Below are 21,571 nucleotides of genomic sequence, written 5' to 3' on the forward strand. Positions count from 1 at the left end.
CAGTCACCCCAATTGTCGGACCTGAATCATGCCCACCCTCACCACCTATCAAACCCGCATCCTCCCCGAATGGGTCGATTACAACGGCCATCTACGCGATGCCTTCTATCTGCTGATTTTCAGCTATGCCACCGACGCGCTGATGGACCGGCTCGGCATGGACAGCCAGAACCGCGAGGCCAGCGGTCACTCGCTGTTCACCCTCGAACTGCACCTCAATTACCTGCACGAAGTGAAGCTCGCCGCTGACGTGGAAGTGCGCACGCAGATCATCGGCCACGACGCCAAGCGCCTGCATCTCTACCACAGCCTGCACCTGGCAGGCGGGGATAAAGAGCTGGCCGGTAATGAGCAGATGCTGCTGCACGTCGACCTGGCGGGTCCGCGCTCGGCGCCCTTCACGCAGCAGACCCTGGGCACACTCACCGCCCTGCTCGATGAACAGTCCGACCTGCCGCCGCCGGCCTATATCGGTCGGGTCATCGCACTGCCACCTGCCCGATAAGCCTCGAACAGGAGATCGCCATGAACACTGCCGCCGCGTTTGCCGACTTCCGCCGCTATCCCCTGGTCTGCGCGCTGGGTGCTGTAACGTCCTTGGCCGACCGGGTGCAGGTCACCTGGGTCGATGGCCGGGTCAGCCCTTTCCATCATCAGTGGTTGCGGGACAACTGCTCTTGCCCTCAATGCGTCTACACCGTCACCCGCGAACAAGTACTGGAAATCGTCGACGTGCCTGAAGACAGCGCACCCGGTGCGATCCGCCTCGATAGCGAGGGCTGCCTGTGCGTCGATTGGCAGGACGGTCACCAGAGCCGCTTCGACCCGGGCTGGCTACGGGCCCATGCCTATGATGAGCAGTCCAGGGCCGAACGCCTGGCGAGCAAACCCAAAAGCCAGCTATGGCGGCACGATCTGCAACTGCCGGTATTCGATTACCAGGCCCTGATGGATGACGCCGATGCGCTGTTGCAATGGCTGCTGGCGGTGCGCGACATTGGCCTGACGCAAGTGCGCGGCGTGCCCACCGAACCCGGTTCGTTGAAACAGATTGCCCAGCGCATTTCGTTCATTCGCGAGAGCAACTTCGGCGTGCTGTTCAACGTGCAATCCAAGGCCAACGCCGACAGCAATGCCTACACCGCTTTCAACCTGCCACTGCACAGCGACCTGCCAACCCGGGAGTTGCAACCGGGGCTGCAGTTTTTGCATTGCCTGGTGAATGACGCCGACGGCGGCGAGAGCATTTTTGTCGACGGTTTTGCCATCGCCGAGGCGCTGCGCCAGGAAGATCCCGAAGCCTTTGCCACTCTGTGCGAAATCCCGGTGGAGTTTCGCAACAAGGATCGCCACAGCGACTACCGCTGCCTGGCGCCCATCATTGCGCTGGATGCCCTGGGGCATGTCGCGGAAGTCCGCATGGCGAATTTCCTGCGCGGACCGTTCGACACCACCGTCGAGCAAATGCCCAGGCTTTACCGAGCCTACCGACGCTTCATCGCCCTGACCCGCGCGCCACAGTTTCGTGTGATGCAACGGCTCGAACCCGGCCAGCTCTGGTGCTTCGACAACCGCCGTACGCTCCATGCCCGCAACGCCTTCGACCCGGCTTCCGGCGCGCGGCATTTCCAGGGGTGTTATGTGGATCGGGATGAGTTGTTGTCGCGGATTCTGGTGTTGCAGAGGTAGACCGCGTCATCGTTCATCGCGAGCAAGCTCGCTCCCACAGTGGTTGTATGTCGTTCACAAAACCTGTGGGAGCGAGCTTGCTCGCGATAGCGCCCTGACGAACAACCCATCACTCTCTGATTGTCACAGACAAAAAAATCCCCGATCAAGCCGTGACAGGATCGGGGCAGGTGCGTTACTGGAGGAGCTGTTGCGCGAGGGTGACCAAACCATCGTGATTCAGCTTGAGTTCAGTGTGCCCAGTCCGGATTAGCGGGAGTTAGCCGAAAACGACCTGCTCATAGGTATCCGGGCCATTGCGACAGTTTGCCCTTGCCGCCGCTTCGGGTGGCTACCAAAATCGAGACACGACCCCAATCCCTGAACAAGGAAAAGCGTCATGATGCACGCCGATTTGATCGACCAGGAAGACCTGCTGGGCCACCTCAAGGCCCTGGGGCTCCAGATACCCAGCGGTTCCACCGCCGAGCAGGCCTGCGAGTGCGCCGTGCGGGGTTTGGACCAGGCCCGTGCCAATGAACTGCGGCGGATGGTCAAGGACATGTACACCAGCAGCGCCACCATCCTGCCAGCCGTGCGCCAGGCAATCGACAAGCAATTGTTGCCGGCGCTGATGGATTACCAGCAAAACCACAACACCTGAAAAACCAATCGCGAGCAAGCTCGCTCCCACAGTGATCCCTGGTGTGCACACGCTCTATTGCACCCAGGCGATCTCCCTGTGGGAGCGAGCTTGCTCGCGATGAAGGCGCTAGAGGTCTTAGAGCCTCACACTGGCGAACGTCGATTCATTGCGCGCCTGGCTCAGTGCCGACAGCGGCCCGGACAATGGCGACAGCACCAACGCCTGCGGTAGCGGCATCATCGCCACCTGTTGCGTGGTGTTTGAACCGACGCGCTCGTCCCGCGGCGGAATGCCGAAGTATTCGCGGTAGCACTTGGAGAAGTGCGGGGTGGAAACGAAGCCGCACACCGAGGCCACTTCGATGATCGACATCGGCGTCTGCTTGAGCAGTTGCCGCGCACGGATGAGCCGCAGCTTGAGGTAATAGCGCGACGGTGAGCAGTGCAGGTATTTCTGGAACAACCGCTCCAGCTGACGCCGGGACACGGCGACATACACCGCCAGTTCGTCCAGGTCGATCGGCTCTTCGAGGTTGGCTTCCATCAACGCCACGATTTCCTGCAACTTAGGCTGGTTGGTGCCAAGCATGTGCTTGAGCGGCACGCGCTGGTGATCCTGTTCGTTGCGGATACGCTCGTAGACAAACATTTCGGAGATCGCCGCCGACAGCTCGCGACCGTGATCGCGACTGATCAGGTGCAGCATCATGTCCAGCGGCGCGGTGCCACCGGAGCTGGTGAAGCGATTGCGGTCGAGGGTGAACAGGCGGGTGCTCATCGATACCCGCGGGAACGCTTCCTGCATCGCCGCCAGGCATTCCCAGTGCACGCTGCAATCGAAACCGTCCAGCAGGCCGGCGCAGGCCAGGGCCCAACTGCCGGTGCAAACCGCGCCGAGGCGACGGGACTGGCGGGCCTGGCTCTGCAGCCACGACACGTGTTCACGGGTCACGGTGCGCTGGATGCCAATGCCACCACAAACGATGACGGTGTCCAAAGGCGGCGCCTTGTGCATGGAGGCGTCGGGGGTGATCTGCAAACCGTCGCTGGCCCAGACCTGGCCGCCATCGACCGTGAGGGTGGTCCAGCGATACAGCTCGCGACCGGATAGCTGGTTGGCCATGCGTAGCGGTTCCACCGCGGACGCCAGGGAAATCAGCGTGAAATTGTCCAGCAGCAAAAAGCCGATGGATTGAGGCGCACGGTTCTGGGGTTGGGCCCCGGAGTTGGACGTCGTCATCGCGGTATCTCCTCACACAAAGCGGGTGATGGCCTCAGGCGGAGGCTCTTGTTATTGCCACGTTCTCTTGCGCGAGACAGGGCTTTATCGGGATAGAGCAATTGCCATGCCTAAAATTGAATGTGTGTTCAATAAATCCTGAAAACGACATCGCGGCCTGTCTATATAAGGCGTGCATCGAGTCCGGGTTTTAGGTGCCATCAATGGCGGCAGGTACCGATCACAGAAGGCTGTGAGCAGTTCGGTAGCACTTGTGGGAACTGGGCTGCGCGGCTTGCGCAAGGAGTAGCACCACAGGTGCGGGTGACGGACGGTCGAGCGCGATTCAGCGGCTGGCTCGACAACGGGTGTCTTGTCTGTTTGCGACGCGCTAAAAGGTGGCGTGTTTCAGGATGGGTGTGCATTTTGTGAGCGATTTTCAGGTCTGTGGCGAGGGGATTTATCCCCGCTGGGCTGCGAAGCAGCCCTAAACTCAAACGCCTCGGTGTATCAGAAAGACCGTAGGGGGCCGCTGTGCGGCCCAGCGGGGATAAATCCCCTCGCCACAGTGAATGTGCAGCCTCGGGTCAGCACTCCACCGCACTGACCGCCAAGCCGCCGCGCGAGGTCTCTTTATATTTGTCATGCATGTCGGCACCGGTATCACGCATGGTGCGGATCACCCGGTCCAGGGAGATGAAATGCTGGCCATCCCCGCGCAGGGCCATTTGTGCGGCGTTGATGGCCTTGACCGCGGCGATCGCGTTGCGCTCGATGCACGGTACCTGCACCAGGCCGCCCACCGGGTCGCAGGTCAGGCCCAGGTTGTGTTCCAGGCCGATTTCCGCCGCGTTGCACAGTTGCTCCGGCGTGGCCCCGAGGATTTCCGCCAGGCCCGCCGCCGCCATGGCGCAGGCCGATCCCACCTCGCCCTGGCAACCGACCTCGGCGCCGGAGATCGATGCGTTCTTTTTGCACAGGATCCCGACGGCCGCCGCAGCGAGGAAATAATCCACGACGTTGGCGTCGGTGACCGCTTCGCTGAATTTCATGAAATAGTGCAGCACCGCCGGGATGATCCCCGCCGCACCGTTGGTCGGCGCCGTGACCATGCGCCCGCCGGCCGCGTTCTCCTCGTTGACCGCCAGGGCGAACAGGTTGACCCACTCCATGGCGCTGAGGGTCGAGCCAATGACATTGGGCTTGTTCAGCTCTTGCAGGCTGCGGTGCAACTTGGCCGCCCGTCGGCGCACATTCAAACCGCCCGGCAAGATGCCTTCGTGCTTGAGGCCCTGCTCGACGCAATCCTGCATGGCCCGCCACAGCTTCATCAGGCCACTGCGGATCTCCTCTTCGGACCGCCAGACCTTTTCGTTGGCTAGCATCAACTCTGCTACCCGCAAGTTGTGGGTACGGCACAGCTCAAGCAATTCTTCGGCACTGGAGAAATCGTAAGGCAGCTCAGTGCTGTCCAGATCCACCACGCCGCTGGAGGCCTGGGCCTGATCGACGACAAAACCACCGCCCACCGAGTAATAAGTGTCACGGTGCAGCTCGCCGCCGGCGCCCTCGGCCACCAGCGTCATCGCATTGGGATGGAACGGCAGGTTCTCGTCGATCAGACGCATGTCCCGGGACCATTCGAACGGCACCGGCAGGCGACCGTCGAGCAGCAGGGTCTGGGTTTCACGCAGCAGCTCGATGCGCGGGCCGATCTTCGACGGGTCGATTGCGTCCGGCCACTCCCCCATCAGGCCCATGATCACGGCGTTGTCGCTGCCGTGGCCGATACCGGTGGCCGACAATGATCCGAACAACTGTACCTCGACCCGGCGCACATCATTGAGCAGGGCCTTTGCCTTCAGCGCTTCAACGAACAGCGCCGCGGCACGCATGGGGCCCACGGTGTGGGAACTGGACGGGCCGATACCGATTTTGAACAAGTCGAAAACGCTGATTGCCATTGCCGATAACCTCCAGAACAGGCACATCCGGGCGCAGGAGCGTCCGGTGACGGAGCTGCTACGCTCAACGCCGGGATGGCCGCATCATCCGGTTTTTGCCTTGGCGCCCGACGTCTGACACCGACGCAATCATGCCCACCAGCGCCGCCCGTCCCTGACCCCGGTTCTGCGGCGTTTTTCTGCGTGTCAGAGGCCCGTCAGGGGCGGAAAAAATCTGTAAACGACGTCACCGACACTGGATGCGACCATCCCTGTACTGGATACGACCCACCCTGTAGGCGTCAGATTTGCACTGGTACATGATCGGTTACGGCTCGTTTGCAAGGCCGCGTGTCAGAGAGTGCCCACGCGCCACCAACCGCAACATCCAATTAAGCGTGGTTGTCCTGACCGGACACCGCCGATAAAACACCAGGAGTCCACCCATGAAAGGTTCCAAGCCGTTGTTGTTGGCCGCCATGCTGAGTCTTCCGATGCTGGCCAACGCTGCAGAACCCGAAAAGTGCAGCACCGTCAACTTCTCCGATGTCGGCTGGACCGACATTACCGTGACCACGGCGACCACCAGCGTGGTGCTGGACGCCCTGGGCTACAAGACCAAGACCACCATGATTTCCGTGCCGGTGACCTACAAGTCCCTGGCCGATGGCAAGAACATGGATGTATTCCTCGGCAACTGGATGCCGACCATGGAAAACGACATCAAGGCCTACCGCGAAGCCGGCACCGTGGAAACCGTGCGCACCAACCTCAAGGGCGCCAAGTACACCCTCGCCGTGCCCCAGGCCTTGTATGACAAGGGCCTGCATGACTTCGCCGACATCCCCAAATTCAAGAAAGAGCTGGACGGCAAGATCTACGGCATCGAACCGGGCAACGACGGCAACCGCCTGATCCAGAGCATGATCGAAAAGAACGCCTTCGGCCTGAAGGACGCCGGCTTCAAAGTCGTCGAGTCGAGCGAAGCGGGCATGCTCTCGCAGGTCGACCGCGCCTCCAAGCGAGGCACCGACGTGGTGTTCCTCGGCTGGGCACCACACCCGATGAACACGCGTTTCAAGATCCAGTACCTGACCGGCGGCGACGACTTCTTCGGTCCCGACTTCGGTGCCGCTACCGTGGCGACCAACACCCGCAAGGGCTACAGCCAGGAATGCAGCAACGTTGGCCAACTGTTGAAAAACCTGGAGTTCACCGTCGACATGGAGAGCACGCTGATGGGCAACGTGCTCGACGACAAGATGAAACCTGAGGCCGCCGCCAAGGCCTGGCTGAAGAAAAACCCTCAGGTACTCGATACCTGGCTCGCTGGCGTGACCACCATTGACGGTAAACCTGGCCTGGAAGCCGTGAAAGCCAAGCTTGCGCAATAACTGCTTATGTTATGCCGGGCGAGTTCGCTCGCCCGGGCTGTTTATTCCCTTGCATGCGGACGTTCACTACCATGCTTATTGATCAGAAAATACCTTTGGGCCAGTACATCGCGGGCTTTGTCGAATGGTTGACGCAAAACGGCGCCAACACATTCGACGCAATCGCGCTGTTTCTGGAAACGATGATTCACGGCGTGACGTTTGCGCTGACCTGGTTCAACCCCCTGGCCCTGATCGGCCTCATCGCGCTATTGGCGCACTTCATCCAGCGCAAATGGGGCCTGACCGTATTTGTCATCGCGTCCTTCCTGCTGATCCTCAACCTGGGTTACTGGCAAGAAACCATGGAAACCCTCGCCCAGGTGCTGTTCGCGACCCTGGTCTGCGTGCTGATCGGCGTGCCGCTGGGCATTGTTGCCGCGCACAAGCCGATGTTTTACACAATGATGCGGCCGGTACTCGATCTGATGCAGACCGTACCGACCTTCGTCTACCTCATTCCTACCCTGACCCTTTTCGGTCTGGGTGTGGTCCCGGGCCTGATCTCCACGGTGGTGTTCGCGATTGCCGCGCCCATCCGCCTGACCTACCTGGGCATCCGCGACGTTCCGGACGAACTGATGGACGCCGGCAAAGCCTTCGGCTGCTCCCGCCGCCAACTCCTGTCGCGCATCGAACTGCCCCATGCGATGCCAAGCATCGCGGCCGGTATCACCCAGTGCATCATGCTGTCGTTGTCGATGGTGGTGATCGCCGCGCTGGTGGGTGCCGATGGCCTGGGCAAACCCGTGGTCAACGCACTGAACACCGCCGATATCGCCCTGGGCTTCGAAGCCGGCCTGGCGATCGTATTGCTGGCGATCATGCTCGACCGAATCTGCAAACAACCCGACGCTAAAGTAGGGGGTGACGCATGAGCATCATTCGTTTCGAAGACGTCGATGTTATTTTCTCCAACCGCCCCAAGGCCGCGCTGGACCTGCTGGACAAGGGGTTTTCGCGCCCCGAGATCCTGCAGCAGACCGGCCTGATCGTCGGCGTGGAAAAAGCCAGCCTATCCATCGAGAAGGGTGAGATCTGCGTCTTGATGGGCCTTTCCGGCTCAGGCAAATCCAGCCTGCTGCGCTGCATCAACGGCTTGAATACCGTCAGTCGTGGCAAGTTGTTCGTCGAGCATGAAGGACGGCAGATCGACATCGCCTCCTGCTCCCCCGCTGAACTGAAGATGATGCGCACCAAGCGCATCGCCATGGTGTTCCAGAAGTTCGCTTTGATGCCTTGGCTGACGGTGCGCGAGAACATCAGCTTCGGCCTGGAAATGCAGGGCCGTCCCGAGAAAGAACGGCGCAAGCTGGTGGATGAAAAACTCGAGCTGGTGGGCCTGACCCAGTGGCGCAACAAGAAACCCGACGAGCTGTCCGGCGGTATGCAGCAACGGGTCGGCCTGGCCCGCGCCCTGGCGATGGACGCCGACATCCTGCTGATGGACGAACCGTTCTCGGCCCTCGACCCGCTGATCCGCCAGGGTTTGCAGGACGAACTGTTGGAACTGCAACGCAAACTGCAAAAGACCATCGTGTTCGTCAGCCATGACCTGGACGAAGCCCTGAAACTGGGCACGCGGATCGCCATCATGAAAGACGGCAAGATCATCCAGTACAGCAAGCCGGAAGAGATCGTGCTGAACCCGGCGGACGACTATGTGCGCACCTTCGTCGCCCACACCAACCCACTCAACGTGCTCTGCGGTCGCAGCCTGATGCGCACCCTGGACAACTGCAAGCGCATCAACGGTTCGGTCTGCCTGGATCCGGGCGGCGACTCCTGGCTCGACCTGGCCGAAGGCAACACCATCAAGGGCGCCCGGCAGAACGGCGCGGCCCTGGACCTGCAAAACTGGGCGCCGGGCCAATCAGTGGAAGACCTGGGCCGCCGTCCAACCCTGGTGGATTCCAACATCGGCATGCGCGACGCGTTGCAGATTCGCTACCAGACCGGCAACAAACTGGTGCTCCACGATAACCAGAAAGTCGTCGGGATCCTGGGCGACAGCGAGCTGTACCACGCACTGCTCGGCAAGAACCTGGGCTGAGGCCACGCAAACAAAAACGCCGCGAGATGATCGCGGCGTTTTTGTTTGTGCAGTGCTGACTGCTGGCAAGCTTGACCTGGAATGCAAACAACTGTGGCGAAGGGGATTTATCCCCGCTGGGCTGCGCAGCAGCCCCATAGCCAGGTGTCTCGGTGTGTCAGACAGAATGAGTTCACAGCTTTTGGGGCTGCTGCGCAGCCCAGCGGGGATAAATCCCCTCGCCACAACAGTATTCCAACTATCAATCGGCATCAGGCCTTCACACCAACCGACGAGTGTTATAAAGACATCCCGAAAAAGTCCTCGCCCCTGTACCGCGGGTTTCACACATGGAATCCCGACAAACAGCGACGACTTGTCATAGAACTTTGTTTTTGTTGATTGAACGTTCAATCAAAACAAAATAGACTGGCTTTCATTCTGGCAGACGACACTCGCCCGCCGGATGGCCTAAGGAGATGTGCTAGATGCCCAAGGTCGGTATGCAACCCATCCGCCGCCAACAATTGATCGAAGCCACGCTGCAAGCGGTCGATCAGGTCGGCATGGGGGACGCCAGCATTGCGCTGATCGCTCGTTTGGCGGGTGTCTCCAACGGCATCATCAGTCACTACTTTCAGGACAAGAACGGCCTGATCGCGGCCACGGCCCAGTACCTGATGAGTGTCCTGAGCGAAAACGTCACCGCACGCCGCCAGGCACTGGAGGACACCAGCCCGCGGGCTCACCTCAAGGTGATCATCGAAGGCAACTTCGACGCCAGCCAGGTCAATGGCCCGGCAATGAAAACCTGGCTGGCCTTCTGGGCCACCAGCATGCACCACCCGTCTTTGCACAGGTTGCAGCGGATCAACGATCACCGTCTGTATTCCAACCTGTGTTGCCAGTTCCGCCGCGTGTTGCCCGTTGATCAGGCACGCAGCGCGGCACGGGGCCTGGCCGCGCTGATTGACGGTTTGTGGCTGCGCGGAGCGCTGTCCGGAGACGCGTTCGATACCGCCCAGGCGCACCAGATCGCTTACGAATACATGGATTTCCAACTGGCCAAGGCAGGGGCGCCAGAGCACACAGAACCGCTCGACTCCTGAACCCCCACCGCAGCGCGTAGTCAGCTATAAACGACACGCTCGGTGGCCAGCCAACCACTCATGCACTTGCGAGGACTTTATGGCCCGTTTCGAACTGCAAAAACTCTACATCGATGGCGCGTACAGCGATGCCAGCGGCGACGCCACTTTCGAAGCCATCAACCCGGCCAACGGTGAAGTACTCGCCCTGGTGCAGCGCGCAACGTTCGAGGACGTCGAGCGCGCCGTGGCCAGCGCCGAAAAGGGCCAGAAAGTCTGGGCCGCCATGACCGCCATGCAGCGCTCGCGCATCCTGCGCCGCGCCGTGGACATCCTGCGCGAGCGCAACGATGAACTGGCCGCCCTGGAAACCCTGGACACCGGCAAGGCCTACTCCGAAACCCGCTACGTCGACATCGTCACCGGCGCCGACGTGCTGGAATACTATGCCGGCCTGGTGCCCGCTATCGAAGGCGAGCAGATCCCGTTGCGCGACACGTCTTTCGTCTACACCCGTCGCGAACCCCTGGGCGTAGTGGCTGGTATCGGCGCGTGGAACTACCCGATCCAGATCGCCCTGTGGAAATCCGCACCGGCCCTGGCAGCCGGTAACGCGATGATCTTCAAACCGAGCGAAGTCACCTCGCTGACCACCTTGAAACTGGCCGAGATCTATACCGAAGCCGGCGTTCCGCCAGGCGTCTTCAACGTCCTGACCGGCAGCGGCCGTGAAGTCGGCACCTGGCTGACCGAGCACCCGCGCATCGAGAAAGTCTCCTTCACCGGCGGCACCGACACTGGCAAGAAAGTCATGGCCAGCGCTTCGAGTTCTTCGCTCAAGGAGGTGACCATGGAGCTGGGTGGCAAGTCGCCGTTGATCATCTGCGACGATGCCGACCTGGATCGCGCTGCCGACACTGCGATGATGGCCAACTTCTACAGCTCCGGCCAAGTCTGCACCAACGGCACCCGCGTGTTCGTACCGAGCCACCTCAAGGCGGCCTTCGAAGCCAAGATCGCCGAGCGCGTGGCGCGCATCCGCATCGGCAATCCAGAGGACGAGAACACCAACTTCGGCCCGCTGGTGAGCTTCGCCCACATGGAAAGCGTGTTGGGCTACATCGAGAAAGGCAAGGCCGAAGGTGCACGCCTGCTGTGCGGCGGCGGTCGTCTGACCGACGGCGAATTCGCCAAGGGCGCATTCGTCGCCCCGACCGTGTTCACCGACTGCACCGACGAGATGACCATCGTGCGCGAGGAAATCTTCGGCCCAGTGATGAGCATCCTCACCTATGACACCGAAGAAGAAGTGGTTCGCCGGGCCAACGACACCGACTTCGGCCTGGCCGCTGGCGTCGTGACCCGCGACCTGAACCGCGCCCACCGCATCATCCACCAGTTGGAAGCCGGTATCTGCTGGATCAACGCCTGGGGCGAGTCCGACGCCAAGATGCCGGTCGGCGGCTACAAGCAATCGGGCGTGGGCCGTGAGAACGGCATCAGTTCGCTGAACAACTTCACCCGCATCAAGTCGGTGCAGGTCGAACTGGGCGATTACGCGTCGGTGTTCTGATTGGACATGAGGCCTTGAGTGAACGCTGTTGTGGCGAGGGGATTTATCCCCGTGGGGCTGCGTAGCAGCCCCTCCCAAGGCCGCCCATTCTTCAGACAAACCCAGTCGCTGATTTACGACTGCTGCGCAGCCGAACGGGGATAAATCCCCTCGCCACAGGTTATACGGCGTCAAGGCAACCGCGACCTGAACCCAATTCAAAAAGAGGGTGCATTTCATGTCCCAAGAATTCGATTACATCATCATCGGTGCCGGCTCGGCCGGTAACACGCTGGCCACCCGCCTGACCGAAGACGAGGGCGTCACCGTCCTGCTGCTCGAAGCCGGCGGCCCGGACTATCGCCTGGATTTCCGCACGCAAATGCCCGCCGCCCTGGCGTTCCCGCTGCAAGGCCGGCGCTACAACTGGGCCTACGAGACCGACCCGGAGCCGCACATGAACGGCCGCCGCATGGAATGCGGTCGTGGCAAGGGCCTGGGCGGTTCTTCGCTGATCAATGGCATGTGCTACATCCGTGGCAACGCCCTGGACTATGACAACTGGGCAAAACTGCCTGGCCTCGAGGACTGGACGTACCTGGACTGCCTGCCCTACTTCAGAAAAGCCGAGACCCGAGACATCGGCCCGAACGACTACCACGGCGGCGACGGCCCCGTGAGCGTGACCACGCCCAAGGCCGGCAACAACCCGTTGTTCCACGCCATGGTCGAGGCCGGTGTGCAAGCCGGTTACCCGCGTACCGAAGACCTCAACGGCTACCAGCAGGAAGGTTTCGGCCCGATGGACCGTACCGTCACGCCCAACGGCCGTCGGGTCAGCACCGCGCGCGGTTACCTGGACATCGCCAAGAAGCGCTCGACCCTGACCATCGTCACCCACGCCCTGACCGACAAGATCATCTTCGAAGGCAAACGCGCGGTCGGCGTGCGTTACCTGGTGGGTGCGGCTGAAGAGCGCGTCGAGGCCCGGGCGCGCAAGGAAGTGCTGCTGTGCTCCGGCGCCATCGCCTCGCCACAGATCCTGCAGCGCTCCGGCGTCGGCCCGGCCCAATTGCTGGAAAGCCTCGACATCCCGGTGGTCCACGACCTGCCGGGGGTCGGCGAAAACCTGCAGGATCACCTCGAGTTGTACCTGCAATACGCCTGCACCCAACCGGTCTCGCTGTACCCGTCGCTGCTCTGGTACAACCAGCCGGCCATCGGGGCCGAATGGCTGTTCAACGGCACCGGTATCGGCGCCAGCAACCAGTTCGAGGCCGGCGGCTTCATCCGCACCCGCCCGGAATTCGATTGGCCGAACATCCAATATCACTTCCTGCCGGTGGCGATTAACTACAACGGCAGCAACGGCGTGAAGGAACATGGTTTCCAGGCGCACATGGGCTCCATGCGCTCGCCAAGCCGCGGCCGGATCCAGGCCAAGTCCAAGGACCCGCGCCAGCATCCGAGCATTCTGTTCAACTACATGGCGACCGAACAGGACTGGCAGGAATTTCGCGACGGCATCCGCCTGACCCGCGAGATCATGCAGCAACCGGCACTCGACCCGTTCCGGGGTCGCGAGATCAGCCCGGGCATCGAGGTGCAGACGGACGCGCAACTGGACCAGTTCATCCGCGAACACGCCGAAACCGCGTTCCACCCATCCTGCTCGTGCAAGATGGGCACCGACGACATGGCCGTGGTGGACGGCGAAGGCCGCGTGCATGGCATGCAAGGGCTGCGCGTGGTGGATGCCTCGATCATGCCGATCATCACCACCGGCAACCTGAACGCGCCGACGATCATGATCGCCGAGAAAATCGCCGACAAGATCCGCGGCCGCAAGCCCCTGCCACGCAGCACCGCCCCGTACTACGTGGCCGGCGACGCGCCAGTGCGCGGCAAGCCGATGCGGGAAGTGGGGCCAATGGCTCAGTAAGACTCAGGACCGCCATCGCGAGCAAGCTCGCTCCCACAAAGGGCACGGTGGCTGCGCGGATCTTGTGCTCGCCGAAGGGCCCATGTGGGAGCGAGCTGCTCGCGATAGCGGTGGATCAGTTGCTTCAATGTCGGATGTACCGCTGTCTTCGCGGGCAAGCCCGCTCCCACAAAGGCACGACGGCCGGCACGGATTCCGCGGTCGCCGAAGATCCAGTGTGGGAGCGAGCTTGCTCGCGATAGCGGTGGATCAGCTTGCATCAATGTCGGATGTACCGCTGTCTTCGCGGGCAAGCCCGCTCCCACAAAAGGCACGCCGCCCGACACGGATTCCGCGGTCGCCGAAGATCCAGTGTGGGAGCGAGCTGCTCGCGATAGCGGTGGATCAGCTTGCATCAATGTCGGATGTACCGCTGTCTTCGCGGGCAAGCCCGCTCCCACAAAGGCACGACGGCCGGCACGGATTCCGCGGTCGCCGAAGATTCAGTGTGGGAGCGAGCTTGCTCGCGATAGCGTCCGCCCTGACAACCTCAGTATTCCCTCCTACCTTGATCCCTCCCCCGCCCCAGGCCTACTCTAGAGCCACAGCGTCAATGCACCGCACCTCGCTGCATCGCCACTCCAGACAAGGAGGTTTCATGTTCGACTTCCACCCCCGGCTCAAGGAGCGTTTTGCTGCCTTGCGCACGGGTGCTGAATTCTTTTCCCTGCGTTACGTGCGCGAATCCGGCCAGCATCTGTCGGTGCGCAAGAACGTCGCCGAACCGCCCAGCCTGAACCGTGATGAAGGTGCGATGCTCACCGTGCGGGTCAACGGTGTCGAGGCGTATGCCGCCACCAACGACCTGTCCCAGGCCGGTCTGCAAGCGGCACTGGATCGGGCCGAGCAACAGGCCCGACGGCTCAAGCCCCATGCCTTGCTGGATTTGCGCGAACAAGCGGTATCCAGCGACCGCGCCGATTACTTCTCGCCGCATTTCGACCAGGCCTTCCCACCCCTGAGCGACTGCTACCAATTGCTCGGCGACGAATCGGCCGCAGTGCCCCAGGACGAGCGCCTGGTGAACTGGCAGGCCAGCATCGGCCTGACCCAGGTCGAGCAGATCTACCTCAACAGTGCCGGCGCCGAACTGCGCCAGGCCCAACGCTTCATCTACCCGGCCCTGGATGTCACCGCCTTCGACGGCCACGACAGCCAGACCCGTACCCTGGGCCGGGAAAATTTCGGCCAGCAGGGCGGCTTCGATGTGATCAGCCGCTGCGGCCTGATCGGTGCCGGGCCGAAAATCGCCGACCAGGCCCTGCAGTTGCTGATGGCGCCGAACACCCCGCAAGGCCCCCGCGACCTGCTGCTGATGCCCGACCAGATGATGCTGCAGATCCATGAGTCCATCGGCCATCCGCTGGAGCTGGACCGCATCCTGGGGGACGAACGCAATTACGCCGGCACCAGCTTCGTCAAGGCCAGCGATTTCGGCCACTTGCAATACGGCTCCCGCCTGTTGAACGTGACCTTCGACCCGAACATTCCCGAAGAACTGGCCAGCTACAGCCACGACGACGACGGCAGCGCCGCCAGCAAACAATTCCTGATTCGCGAAGGCCTGTTGCTGCGTCCTCTGGGCGGCGCGCTGTCGCAGTTCCGCGCCGGCCTCGACGGTGTCGCCAACAGCCGCGCCTGCGGTTGGAACCGCCCGCCCATCGACCGCATGGCGAACCTGAACATCGAGCCCGGCGACCAATCCCTGGAACAACTGATTCAGGGCATCGAACGTGGCGTGCTGATGCGCACCAACCGCTCCTGGTCCATCGACGACGCCCGCAACAAATTCCAGTTCGGCTGCGAGTGGGGCCAGTTGATCGAGAACGGCGAGCTCAAGGGCGTGGTGAAGAACCCCAACTACCGGGGTATTTCCGCGCAATTCTGGAAGAGCCTGCGCGCCGTGGGCGATGCCAGTACCCTCCAGGTTCTGGGCACGCCGAACTGTGGCAAGGGCGAACCGAACCAGGTCATCCGCGTCGGCCATGCGTCGCCAGCCTGTGTGTTCAGCAATGTTGATGTGTTTGGGGGAGATGCCTGATGGGCAGCGTCAATAATCAGGCCGGAGCCTTCAAGGCGCTGGTCGACTGGCTGCGCGATGCGTTGCTTGAATCCGAACAGTTCACCCTCGGCTATGCCGCCGAGTCCTCGGCCTTCGTACGTTTCAACCACGGCAAGGTCCGCCAGGCAGGGCAGGTGCAGCAGGCCAATGTCAGTTTCAAATTGATCGACGACGGGCGCCACGCCGACCTGCAGATCACCTTGTCCGGCGACCCCGAGACCGACCTGCAACGCCTGGCCGAAGGGCTGCAACAACTGCGCGAAACCTTGCCACTGCTGCCCGCCGATCCCTACTTGCTGCTCAACCCCGACCCCTGGCAGAGCAACAATGTGCAGGACCATCCATTGCCCGAGACGGAACAGGCCGTTACCGAAATCACCCGCGCCGCCGAAGGCCTGGACCTGGTGGGGTTTTACGCCGCCGGGCCCATCAGCCGTGGTTTCGCCAGTTCTTCGGGGGCGTTCGGCTGGCATCAGGCCAACAGCTTCAACTTCGATTTCAGCCTGTTCCATGACAATGGCCAGGCGGTGAAAGCCAGCTACGCCGGACATGAATGGAGCAGTGACGGATTTGCCCGGCGCTTCGAACAGGCCCGCGAGCAACTGGAGTTTCTCGGCCGCCCGCTGCGCACGTTGCCGCCAGGGGAATATCGCGCTTACCTGGCGCCGGCCGCGCTGGAAGAGATCATGGGCATGCTCAGTTGGGGCGGGTTCTCGGCCCGTGCAATCGCCAGCAAGCAAAGCCCGCTGCAGAAGTTCTACGCTGGCGAAGCCCACTTCAGCCCCAACGTGTGGCTGACGGAGCAGGTCAGCGGCTCCTTGAGCCCGGCGTTTTCCGACGAAGGTTATCCCCGCGATGACTTGGGACTGATCGCCAAGGGCACGGCCAATGCGCGACTGGTCAACTCCCGCAGCGCCGCCGAATACGGCCTCGCGGCCAACGGCGCCAGCAGCTACGAATACCCGACGGCGCTGGACATGCGGGGCGGACAACTGGAGCAAAAACACATCCTCGAAGCACTCGGCACCGGGCTGTACATCAGCAACCTGTGGTACCTGAACTATTCGGACCAGCCGGCGGCGCGCCTGACCGGCATGACCCGCTTCGCCACGTTCTGGGTCGAGAACGGCCAGATCCAGGCGCCGGTCAATACCATGCGTTTCGACGACAGCGTCTACAGCCTGCTCGGCTCACAACTGGAAAGCCTGACCCGAGAGCGGGAACTTCTGCTCTCGGCCAGCACCTACAGCCAGCGAGCCACGGCCTCGATGCTGTTGCCGGGAGCGCTGGTGAAGCGGTTGACCTTGACGCTGTAAAAAAGCATCGCGGGCAAGCCATGCTCCCACAGGATGTACGCCGCACATGTGGGAGCAAGGCTTGCCCGCGATGAAGCCAACAGACACCCGACCACAAACAAGAGGCCCCATGCCCAACCGCGCTCCGCTCGACGCCGTCACCGCCCGCTGGCTTCCATGGGTCGTGGCGATCGCCTTCTTCATGCAGTCCCTGGACGGGACCATCCTCAACACCGCCCTGCCCGCCATGGCCAGTGACTTGGCGGAAAACCCGCTGCGCATGCAGGGCGTGATCATCGCCTACATGCTCACCGTAGCGTTGCTGATCCCGGCCTCGGGCTGGATCGCCGACCGCTTCGGCACCAAGAAGATCTTCTTCGGGGCGATCCTGCTGTTCAGCTTCGGCTCGCTGCTGTGCGCCCTGTCCAACTCGTTGAGCATGCTGATCGGCGCCCGGGTCATCCAGGGCCTGGGCGGTGCGCTGATGCTGCCGGTGGGCAGGCTGGTGGTGCTGCGGGCTTACCCGCGCTCGGAACTGGTGCGGATCATGGGCTTCATCACCATTCCCGGCCTGCTCGGCCCGCTGATCGGCCCAACCATGGGCGGCTGGATGGTGGAGTACCTGACCTGGCACTGGATCTTCATCATCAACCTGCCGGTGGGCGTGATCGGCTGTTACGCGGTGTGGAAATTCATCCCCGACTTGCGCGGCAGCGAGCGCACCCGGTTCGATGGGCTGGGGTTCCTGCTGTTCGGCGCGGCGATGGTGTTGATCACCATCGCCATGGAGGGCCTGGGCGAACTGCACCTGCCACACCTGCGGGTGATGTTGCTGCTGTTCGGCGGCATGGCCTGCCTGGCGGCCTACTGGCTGCGGGCCGGGCATATCGAGAACGCGCTGTTCCCGCCGTCGTTGTTCAAGACCCGCACCTTCGCGGTGGGCATCCTCGGCAACCTGTTCGCGCGCCTGGGCAGCGGCGCATTGCCGTTTCTGGTGCCGTTGCTGCTGCAAGTCGCCCTCGGCTATTCACCGTCCCAGGCCGGCATGAGCATGCTGCCCCTGGCGGCAGCGGCCATGGTCGCCAAGTCCGTGGCCCGACCGCTGATCGAACGCCTGGGTTATCGCATCGTCCTGACCGGCAATACCGTGGCCCTGGGCGTAATGCTGGCGAGCATGGGCCTGGTCAGCGAACAGACACCGTACTGGCTGTTGCTGGCGCAATTGGCGGTGCTGGGGGCGATCAACTCGCTGCAATTCACCGCGATGAACACCGTGACCCTGATCGACCTGGACGACGCCAGCGCCAGCAGCGGCAACAGCCTGTTGTCGGTGGTGGCGCAACTGTCCCTGAGCCTCGGCGTGGCCTGTGCCGGCGCCCTGCTCGGTGGCTTTACCGCCCAGGTGGGCAACGACGGGGTCGACACCGTACTCGGCGCGTTCCAGCTGACATTCGTGACGGTGGGGATCATGGCGATGCTGGCGGCGACGATTTTTTCCCAGTTGTCCAAGCAGGATGGCCGGCGGCAGAAGCGTCCCGATGAGCATATCGAGCATTAAACCAGGTGCTTGGAACGCTGCCTGGGCATGTTGGCTCTTGTGGCGAGGGAGCTTGCTCCCGCTGGGGTGCGAAGCGCCCCCAAAATCGGTCAACACGGTGTACCTGAAATATCGCGTCGCCTGGGTTACGACTGCTGCGCAGCCGAGCGGGAGCAAGCTCCCTCGCCACAGGGGCCACACCACGCTCGTCCAGAACTTTCGAAGAAAGTGGCACGAGGCTGCTACACTGCGCGACATTTTGTTTTGCAGGCCAGTCCCGTGACCACCATTGCCACCGCTTTTAATACTTTGCCGCTGTCCGCCGCCATGCTGGCTAACCTCGAATCACTCGGTTATGCCCAGATGACGCCGATCCAGGCGCAAAGCTTGCCGGTGATCCTCAAGGGCATGGACCTGATCGCCCAGGCCAAGACCGGCAGCGGCAAGACCGCCGCCTTCGGCATCGGCCTGCTGAACCCGATCAACCCACGTTTCTTCGGCTGCCAGGCACTGGTGATGTGCCCGACCCGCGAGCTGGCTGACCAGGTCGCCAAGGAAATCCGTCGCCTGGCCCGCGCCGAAGACAACATCAAGGTCCTGACCCTATGCGGCGGCGTGTCCTTCGGCCCGCAGATCGCTTCCCTCGAACACGGCGCCCACATCATCGTCGGCACACCAGGGCGCATCCAACAGCACCTGCGCAAGGGTTCGCTGGTGCTCGACGGCCTCAACACGCTGATTCTCGACGAAGCCGACCGCATGCTCGACATGGGCTTCTACGACGCCATCGAAGACATCATCCAGCAGACCCCGGAACGCCGCCAGACGCTGCTGTTCTCCGCCACCTACCCGGTGGGCATCAAGCAACTGTCGTCCAAGTTCATGCGCAACCCGCAGCAAGTGAAGGCCGAGGCGTTTCACTCCGACGCGCAGATCGAGCAGCGCTTCTATGAGATTTCCCCCGAGGAGCGCATGGACGCGGTGGTCAAGGTGCTGGCGCATTTCCGCCCGGCCTCCTGCGTGGCGTTCTGCTTCACCAAGCAGCAGGTCCAGGAAACCGTCGATCACCTGACGTCCAAGGGCATTTCTGCCGTTGGCCTGCACGGCGACCTGGAACAGCGCGACCGCGACCAGGTGCTGGCGATGTTCGCCAACCGCAGCACCTCGGTGCTGGTGGCTACTGACGTGGCGGCCCGCGGCCTGGACATCGATGCCCTGGACATGGTGATCAACGTCGAACTGGCCCGGGACTCGGAAATTCATATCCACCGCGTCGGCCGCACCGGTCGCGCCGGAGAGAAAGGCATCGCCATCAGCCTGGTGGCGCCGTCCGAAGCCCACCGCGCCCAGGCCATCGAGCAACTGCAGAAGTCGCCCCTGAGCTGGGACCAGCTGGACAACCTCAAGCCCCAAGGCGGCGGCCCGCTGCTGCCGGCCATGAGCACCCTGTGCATCGGCGCCGGGCGCAAAGACAAGGTCCGTCCCGGCGACATCCTCGGCGCCCTGACCGGCGAGGCCGGCATTCCCGGCGCCCAGGTCGGCAAGATCGCGATCTTCGATTTCCAGGCCTATGTGGCCGTGGAACGCGGCATCGCCAAGCAGGCCCTGCAACGCCTGAACGATGGCAAGATCAAGGGCCGCTCGTTGCGGGTGCGGATCCTGTAAAGCGATCTGCAACCCAACAGAGATCAAACTGTGGGAGCGAGCTTGCTCGCGATAGCGGTGGATCAGCGGCATTGATGCTGTCTGACACGTCGCCATCGCGAGCAAGCTCGCTCCCACATTCAGTGTGCGAGAAAGTTGAGAGGACACCGTTTTGCGCTCTACCGAAGTCGTGATCATTGGCGCTGGCGCCGCGGGGTTGATGTGTGCGCTGACCGCGGCCGCGCGCGGGCGGCAGGTGATGCTGCTGGACCACGCCAACAAGGCCGGCAAGAAGATTCTCATGTCCGGTGGTGGGCGCTGCAATTTCACCAACATGTACACCGAGCCGGGCAACTTCCTGTCGCAGAACCCGCACTTCTGCAAGTCGGCCCTGGCCCGCTATACCCAATGGGATTTCATCGCACTGGTGGCCAAGCACGGCGTGCCCTATCACGAGAAAAAGCTCGGCCAGTTGTTCTGCGATAACAAGTCCAGCGACATCCTTGGCCTGCTGCTGGATGAATGCGACCAGGCCGGCGTCAGCCTGCACCTCGACACGTCGATCACCCAGATCGAAAAAACCGACGGCGGCTACCTGCTGCAAACCACCCTCGGCGCCCTCGCCTGCCAATCCCTGGTGATCGCCACGGGCGGGCTGTCGATCCCGACACTCGGAGCGACCGGCTTCGGTTATCAGGTGGCGAAACAGTTTGGCCATGCACTGCTGCCGACCCGCGCCGGGCTGGTGCCGTTCACCATCACCGATCAGCTCAAGGCCTTGTGCACCGAACTGTCGGGCACCTCGGTGGATTGCCTGGTGAGCTGCAACGACCAGAGCTTTCGCGAGAACATCCTATTCACCCACCGTGGCCTGAGCGGCCCGGCGATCCTGCAGATTTCCTCGTTCTGGGAACCAGGGGACACGGTACAGATCAACCTGCTGCCGGATCACGATGTGCCGCAATGGCTGCAACAGCAACAGGCCGAACGCCCCAACAGCGAACTCAAGACCCTGCTGGGCGAGCTGTTCACCAAGAAGATGGCCAACCTGCTGGCCGACACCTGGTTCGTCTCCAAACCCATGAAGCAGTACACCCACGGGGAACTGGCGGACATCGCCGAGAAACTGGCGAGCTGGAACGTCGTCCCTGCCGGCACCGAAGGCTACCGCACCGCCGAAGTCACCCTGGGCGGCGTCGACACCCGGGAAGTCTCGTCCAAGACCATGGAATCGTTGAAAAGCCCCGGCCTGTATTTCATCGGCGAAGTGCTGGACGTCACCGGGCACCTCGGCGGGTTCAACTTCCAATGGGCGTGGGCTTCGGGGTATGCCGCCGCGCAGTACGTCTGATCCGGCACGATTTGAATGTGGCAGTAACCCTGTGGGAGCGAGCTTGCTCGCGATAGTGGTGGTTCAGTCAACATCAATGTGACAGGACTGCCGCTATCGCGAGCAAGCTCGCTCCCACAGG

General features: G+C 62.3%; 16 protein-coding genes. 14 read left to right on the top strand and 2 right to left on the bottom strand.

The features are described from left to right. Window positions 1-28 precede the first annotated feature (28 nt). The 3 genes from AB7M32_RS02390 to AB7M32_RS02400 all read left to right on the top strand — a co-directional run bounded on the left by AB7M32_RS02390 (window position 29) and on the right by AB7M32_RS02400 (window position 2,332). On the top strand, window positions 29-505 hold the full coding sequence (locus tag AB7M32_RS02390; protein ID WP_158457290.1) for a thioesterase family protein: 477 nt from the start codon (window positions 29-31) through the stop codon (window positions 503-505). Window positions 506-525: 20 nt separating this feature from the next. Next, window positions 526-1,689: a gamma-butyrobetaine dioxygenase gene (locus tag AB7M32_RS02395; protein ID WP_454248982.1), complete on the top strand. Its 1,164-nt coding sequence runs from the start codon at window positions 526-528 to the stop codon at window positions 1,687-1,689. Between the two features lie 379 nt (window positions 1,690-2,068). Beyond that, window positions 2,069-2,332: a hypothetical protein gene (locus AB7M32_RS02400; RefSeq protein ID WP_072405844.1), complete on the top strand. Its 264-nt coding sequence runs from the start codon at window positions 2,069-2,071 to the stop codon at window positions 2,330-2,332. A gap of 117 nt (window positions 2,333-2,449) precedes the next feature. Here the strand turns inward: AB7M32_RS02400 and gbdR are convergent, their stop codons facing one another. After that, window positions 2,450-3,553: a choline metabolism transcriptional regulator GbdR gene (gene gbdR / locus AB7M32_RS02405; protein WP_060740272.1), complete on the bottom strand. Its 1,104-nt coding sequence runs from the start codon at window positions 3,551-3,553 to the stop codon at window positions 2,450-2,452. A 566-nt stretch (window positions 3,554-4,119) separates the two neighbouring features. After that, the gene (locus AB7M32_RS02410) at window positions 4,120-5,496 is read right to left on the bottom strand and encodes an L-serine ammonia-lyase (protein ID WP_454248983.1); all 1,377 of its coding nucleotides are present in this window, start codon (window positions 5,494-5,496) and stop codon (window positions 4,120-4,122) included. Between the two features lie 425 nt (window positions 5,497-5,921). Between AB7M32_RS02410 and AB7M32_RS02415 the strand changes: the two genes are divergently transcribed. The 11 genes from AB7M32_RS02415 (at window position 5,922) to AB7M32_RS02465 (ending at window position 21,450) form a co-directional block, all read left to right on the top strand. After that, on the top strand, window positions 5,922-6,869 hold the full coding sequence (locus AB7M32_RS02415; RefSeq protein ID WP_072405846.1) for a choline ABC transporter substrate-binding protein: 948 nt from the start codon (window positions 5,922-5,924) through the stop codon (window positions 6,867-6,869). 71 nt (window positions 6,870-6,940) lie between these two features. After that, window positions 6,941-7,786, top strand: a complete 846-nt coding sequence (gene choW, locus AB7M32_RS02420; protein WP_014340605.1) for a choline ABC transporter permease subunit — start codon at window positions 6,941-6,943, stop codon at window positions 7,784-7,786. Beyond that, on the top strand, window positions 7,783-8,961 hold the full coding sequence (gene choV / locus AB7M32_RS02425; protein WP_072405847.1) for a choline ABC transporter ATP-binding protein: 1,179 nt from the start codon (window positions 7,783-7,785) through the stop codon (window positions 8,959-8,961). The genes choW and choV overlap by 4 nt, the downstream gene beginning before the upstream one ends. A 467-nt stretch (window positions 8,962-9,428) precedes the next feature. After that, complete coding sequence (gene betI / locus AB7M32_RS02430; RefSeq protein ID WP_158457288.1) at window positions 9,429-10,049, top strand: transcriptional regulator BetI; 621 nt, start codon at window positions 9,429-9,431, stop codon at window positions 10,047-10,049. Window positions 10,050-10,128: 79 nt separating this feature from the next. Beyond that, entirely contained in the window at window positions 10,129-11,601 is a 1,473-nt protein-coding gene (betB, locus tag AB7M32_RS02435; RefSeq protein WP_454248984.1) for a betaine-aldehyde dehydrogenase, read from the top strand. Window positions 11,602-11,818: 217 nt separating this feature from the next. Beyond that, complete coding sequence (betA, locus tag AB7M32_RS02440) at window positions 11,819-13,522, top strand: choline dehydrogenase (RefSeq protein WP_454248985.1); 1,704 nt, start codon at window positions 11,819-11,821, stop codon at window positions 13,520-13,522. A 637-nt stretch (window positions 13,523-14,159) separates the two neighbouring features. Next, entirely contained in the window at window positions 14,160-15,602 is a 1,443-nt protein-coding gene (locus AB7M32_RS02445; protein WP_454248986.1) for a TldD/PmbA family protein, read from the top strand. After that, entirely contained in the window at window positions 15,602-16,939 is a 1,338-nt protein-coding gene (locus AB7M32_RS02450; protein ID WP_454248987.1) for a TldD/PmbA family protein, read from the top strand. The genes AB7M32_RS02445 and AB7M32_RS02450 overlap by 1 nt, the downstream gene beginning before the upstream one ends. A 109-nt stretch (window positions 16,940-17,048) precedes the next feature. Continuing rightward, window positions 17,049-18,476: a multidrug transporter subunit MdtD gene (mdtD, locus tag AB7M32_RS02455; RefSeq protein WP_092175145.1), complete on the top strand. Its 1,428-nt coding sequence runs from the start codon at window positions 17,049-17,051 to the stop codon at window positions 18,474-18,476. A gap of 306 nt (window positions 18,477-18,782) precedes the next feature. Further along, the gene (dbpA, locus tag AB7M32_RS02460) at window positions 18,783-20,120 is read left to right on the top strand and encodes an ATP-dependent RNA helicase DbpA (protein WP_230149652.1); all 1,338 of its coding nucleotides are present in this window, start codon (window positions 18,783-18,785) and stop codon (window positions 20,118-20,120) included. 151 nt (window positions 20,121-20,271) lie between these two features. Beyond that, a complete protein-coding gene (locus AB7M32_RS02465) occupies window positions 20,272-21,450 on the top strand; it encodes a BaiN/RdsA family NAD(P)/FAD-dependent oxidoreductase (protein ID WP_092202832.1) in 1,179 nt (392 codons plus the stop codon). Window positions 21,451-21,571: the final 121 nt, after the last annotated feature.

The organism is Pseudomonas sp. R151218B TE3479 (assembly GCF_053629195.1).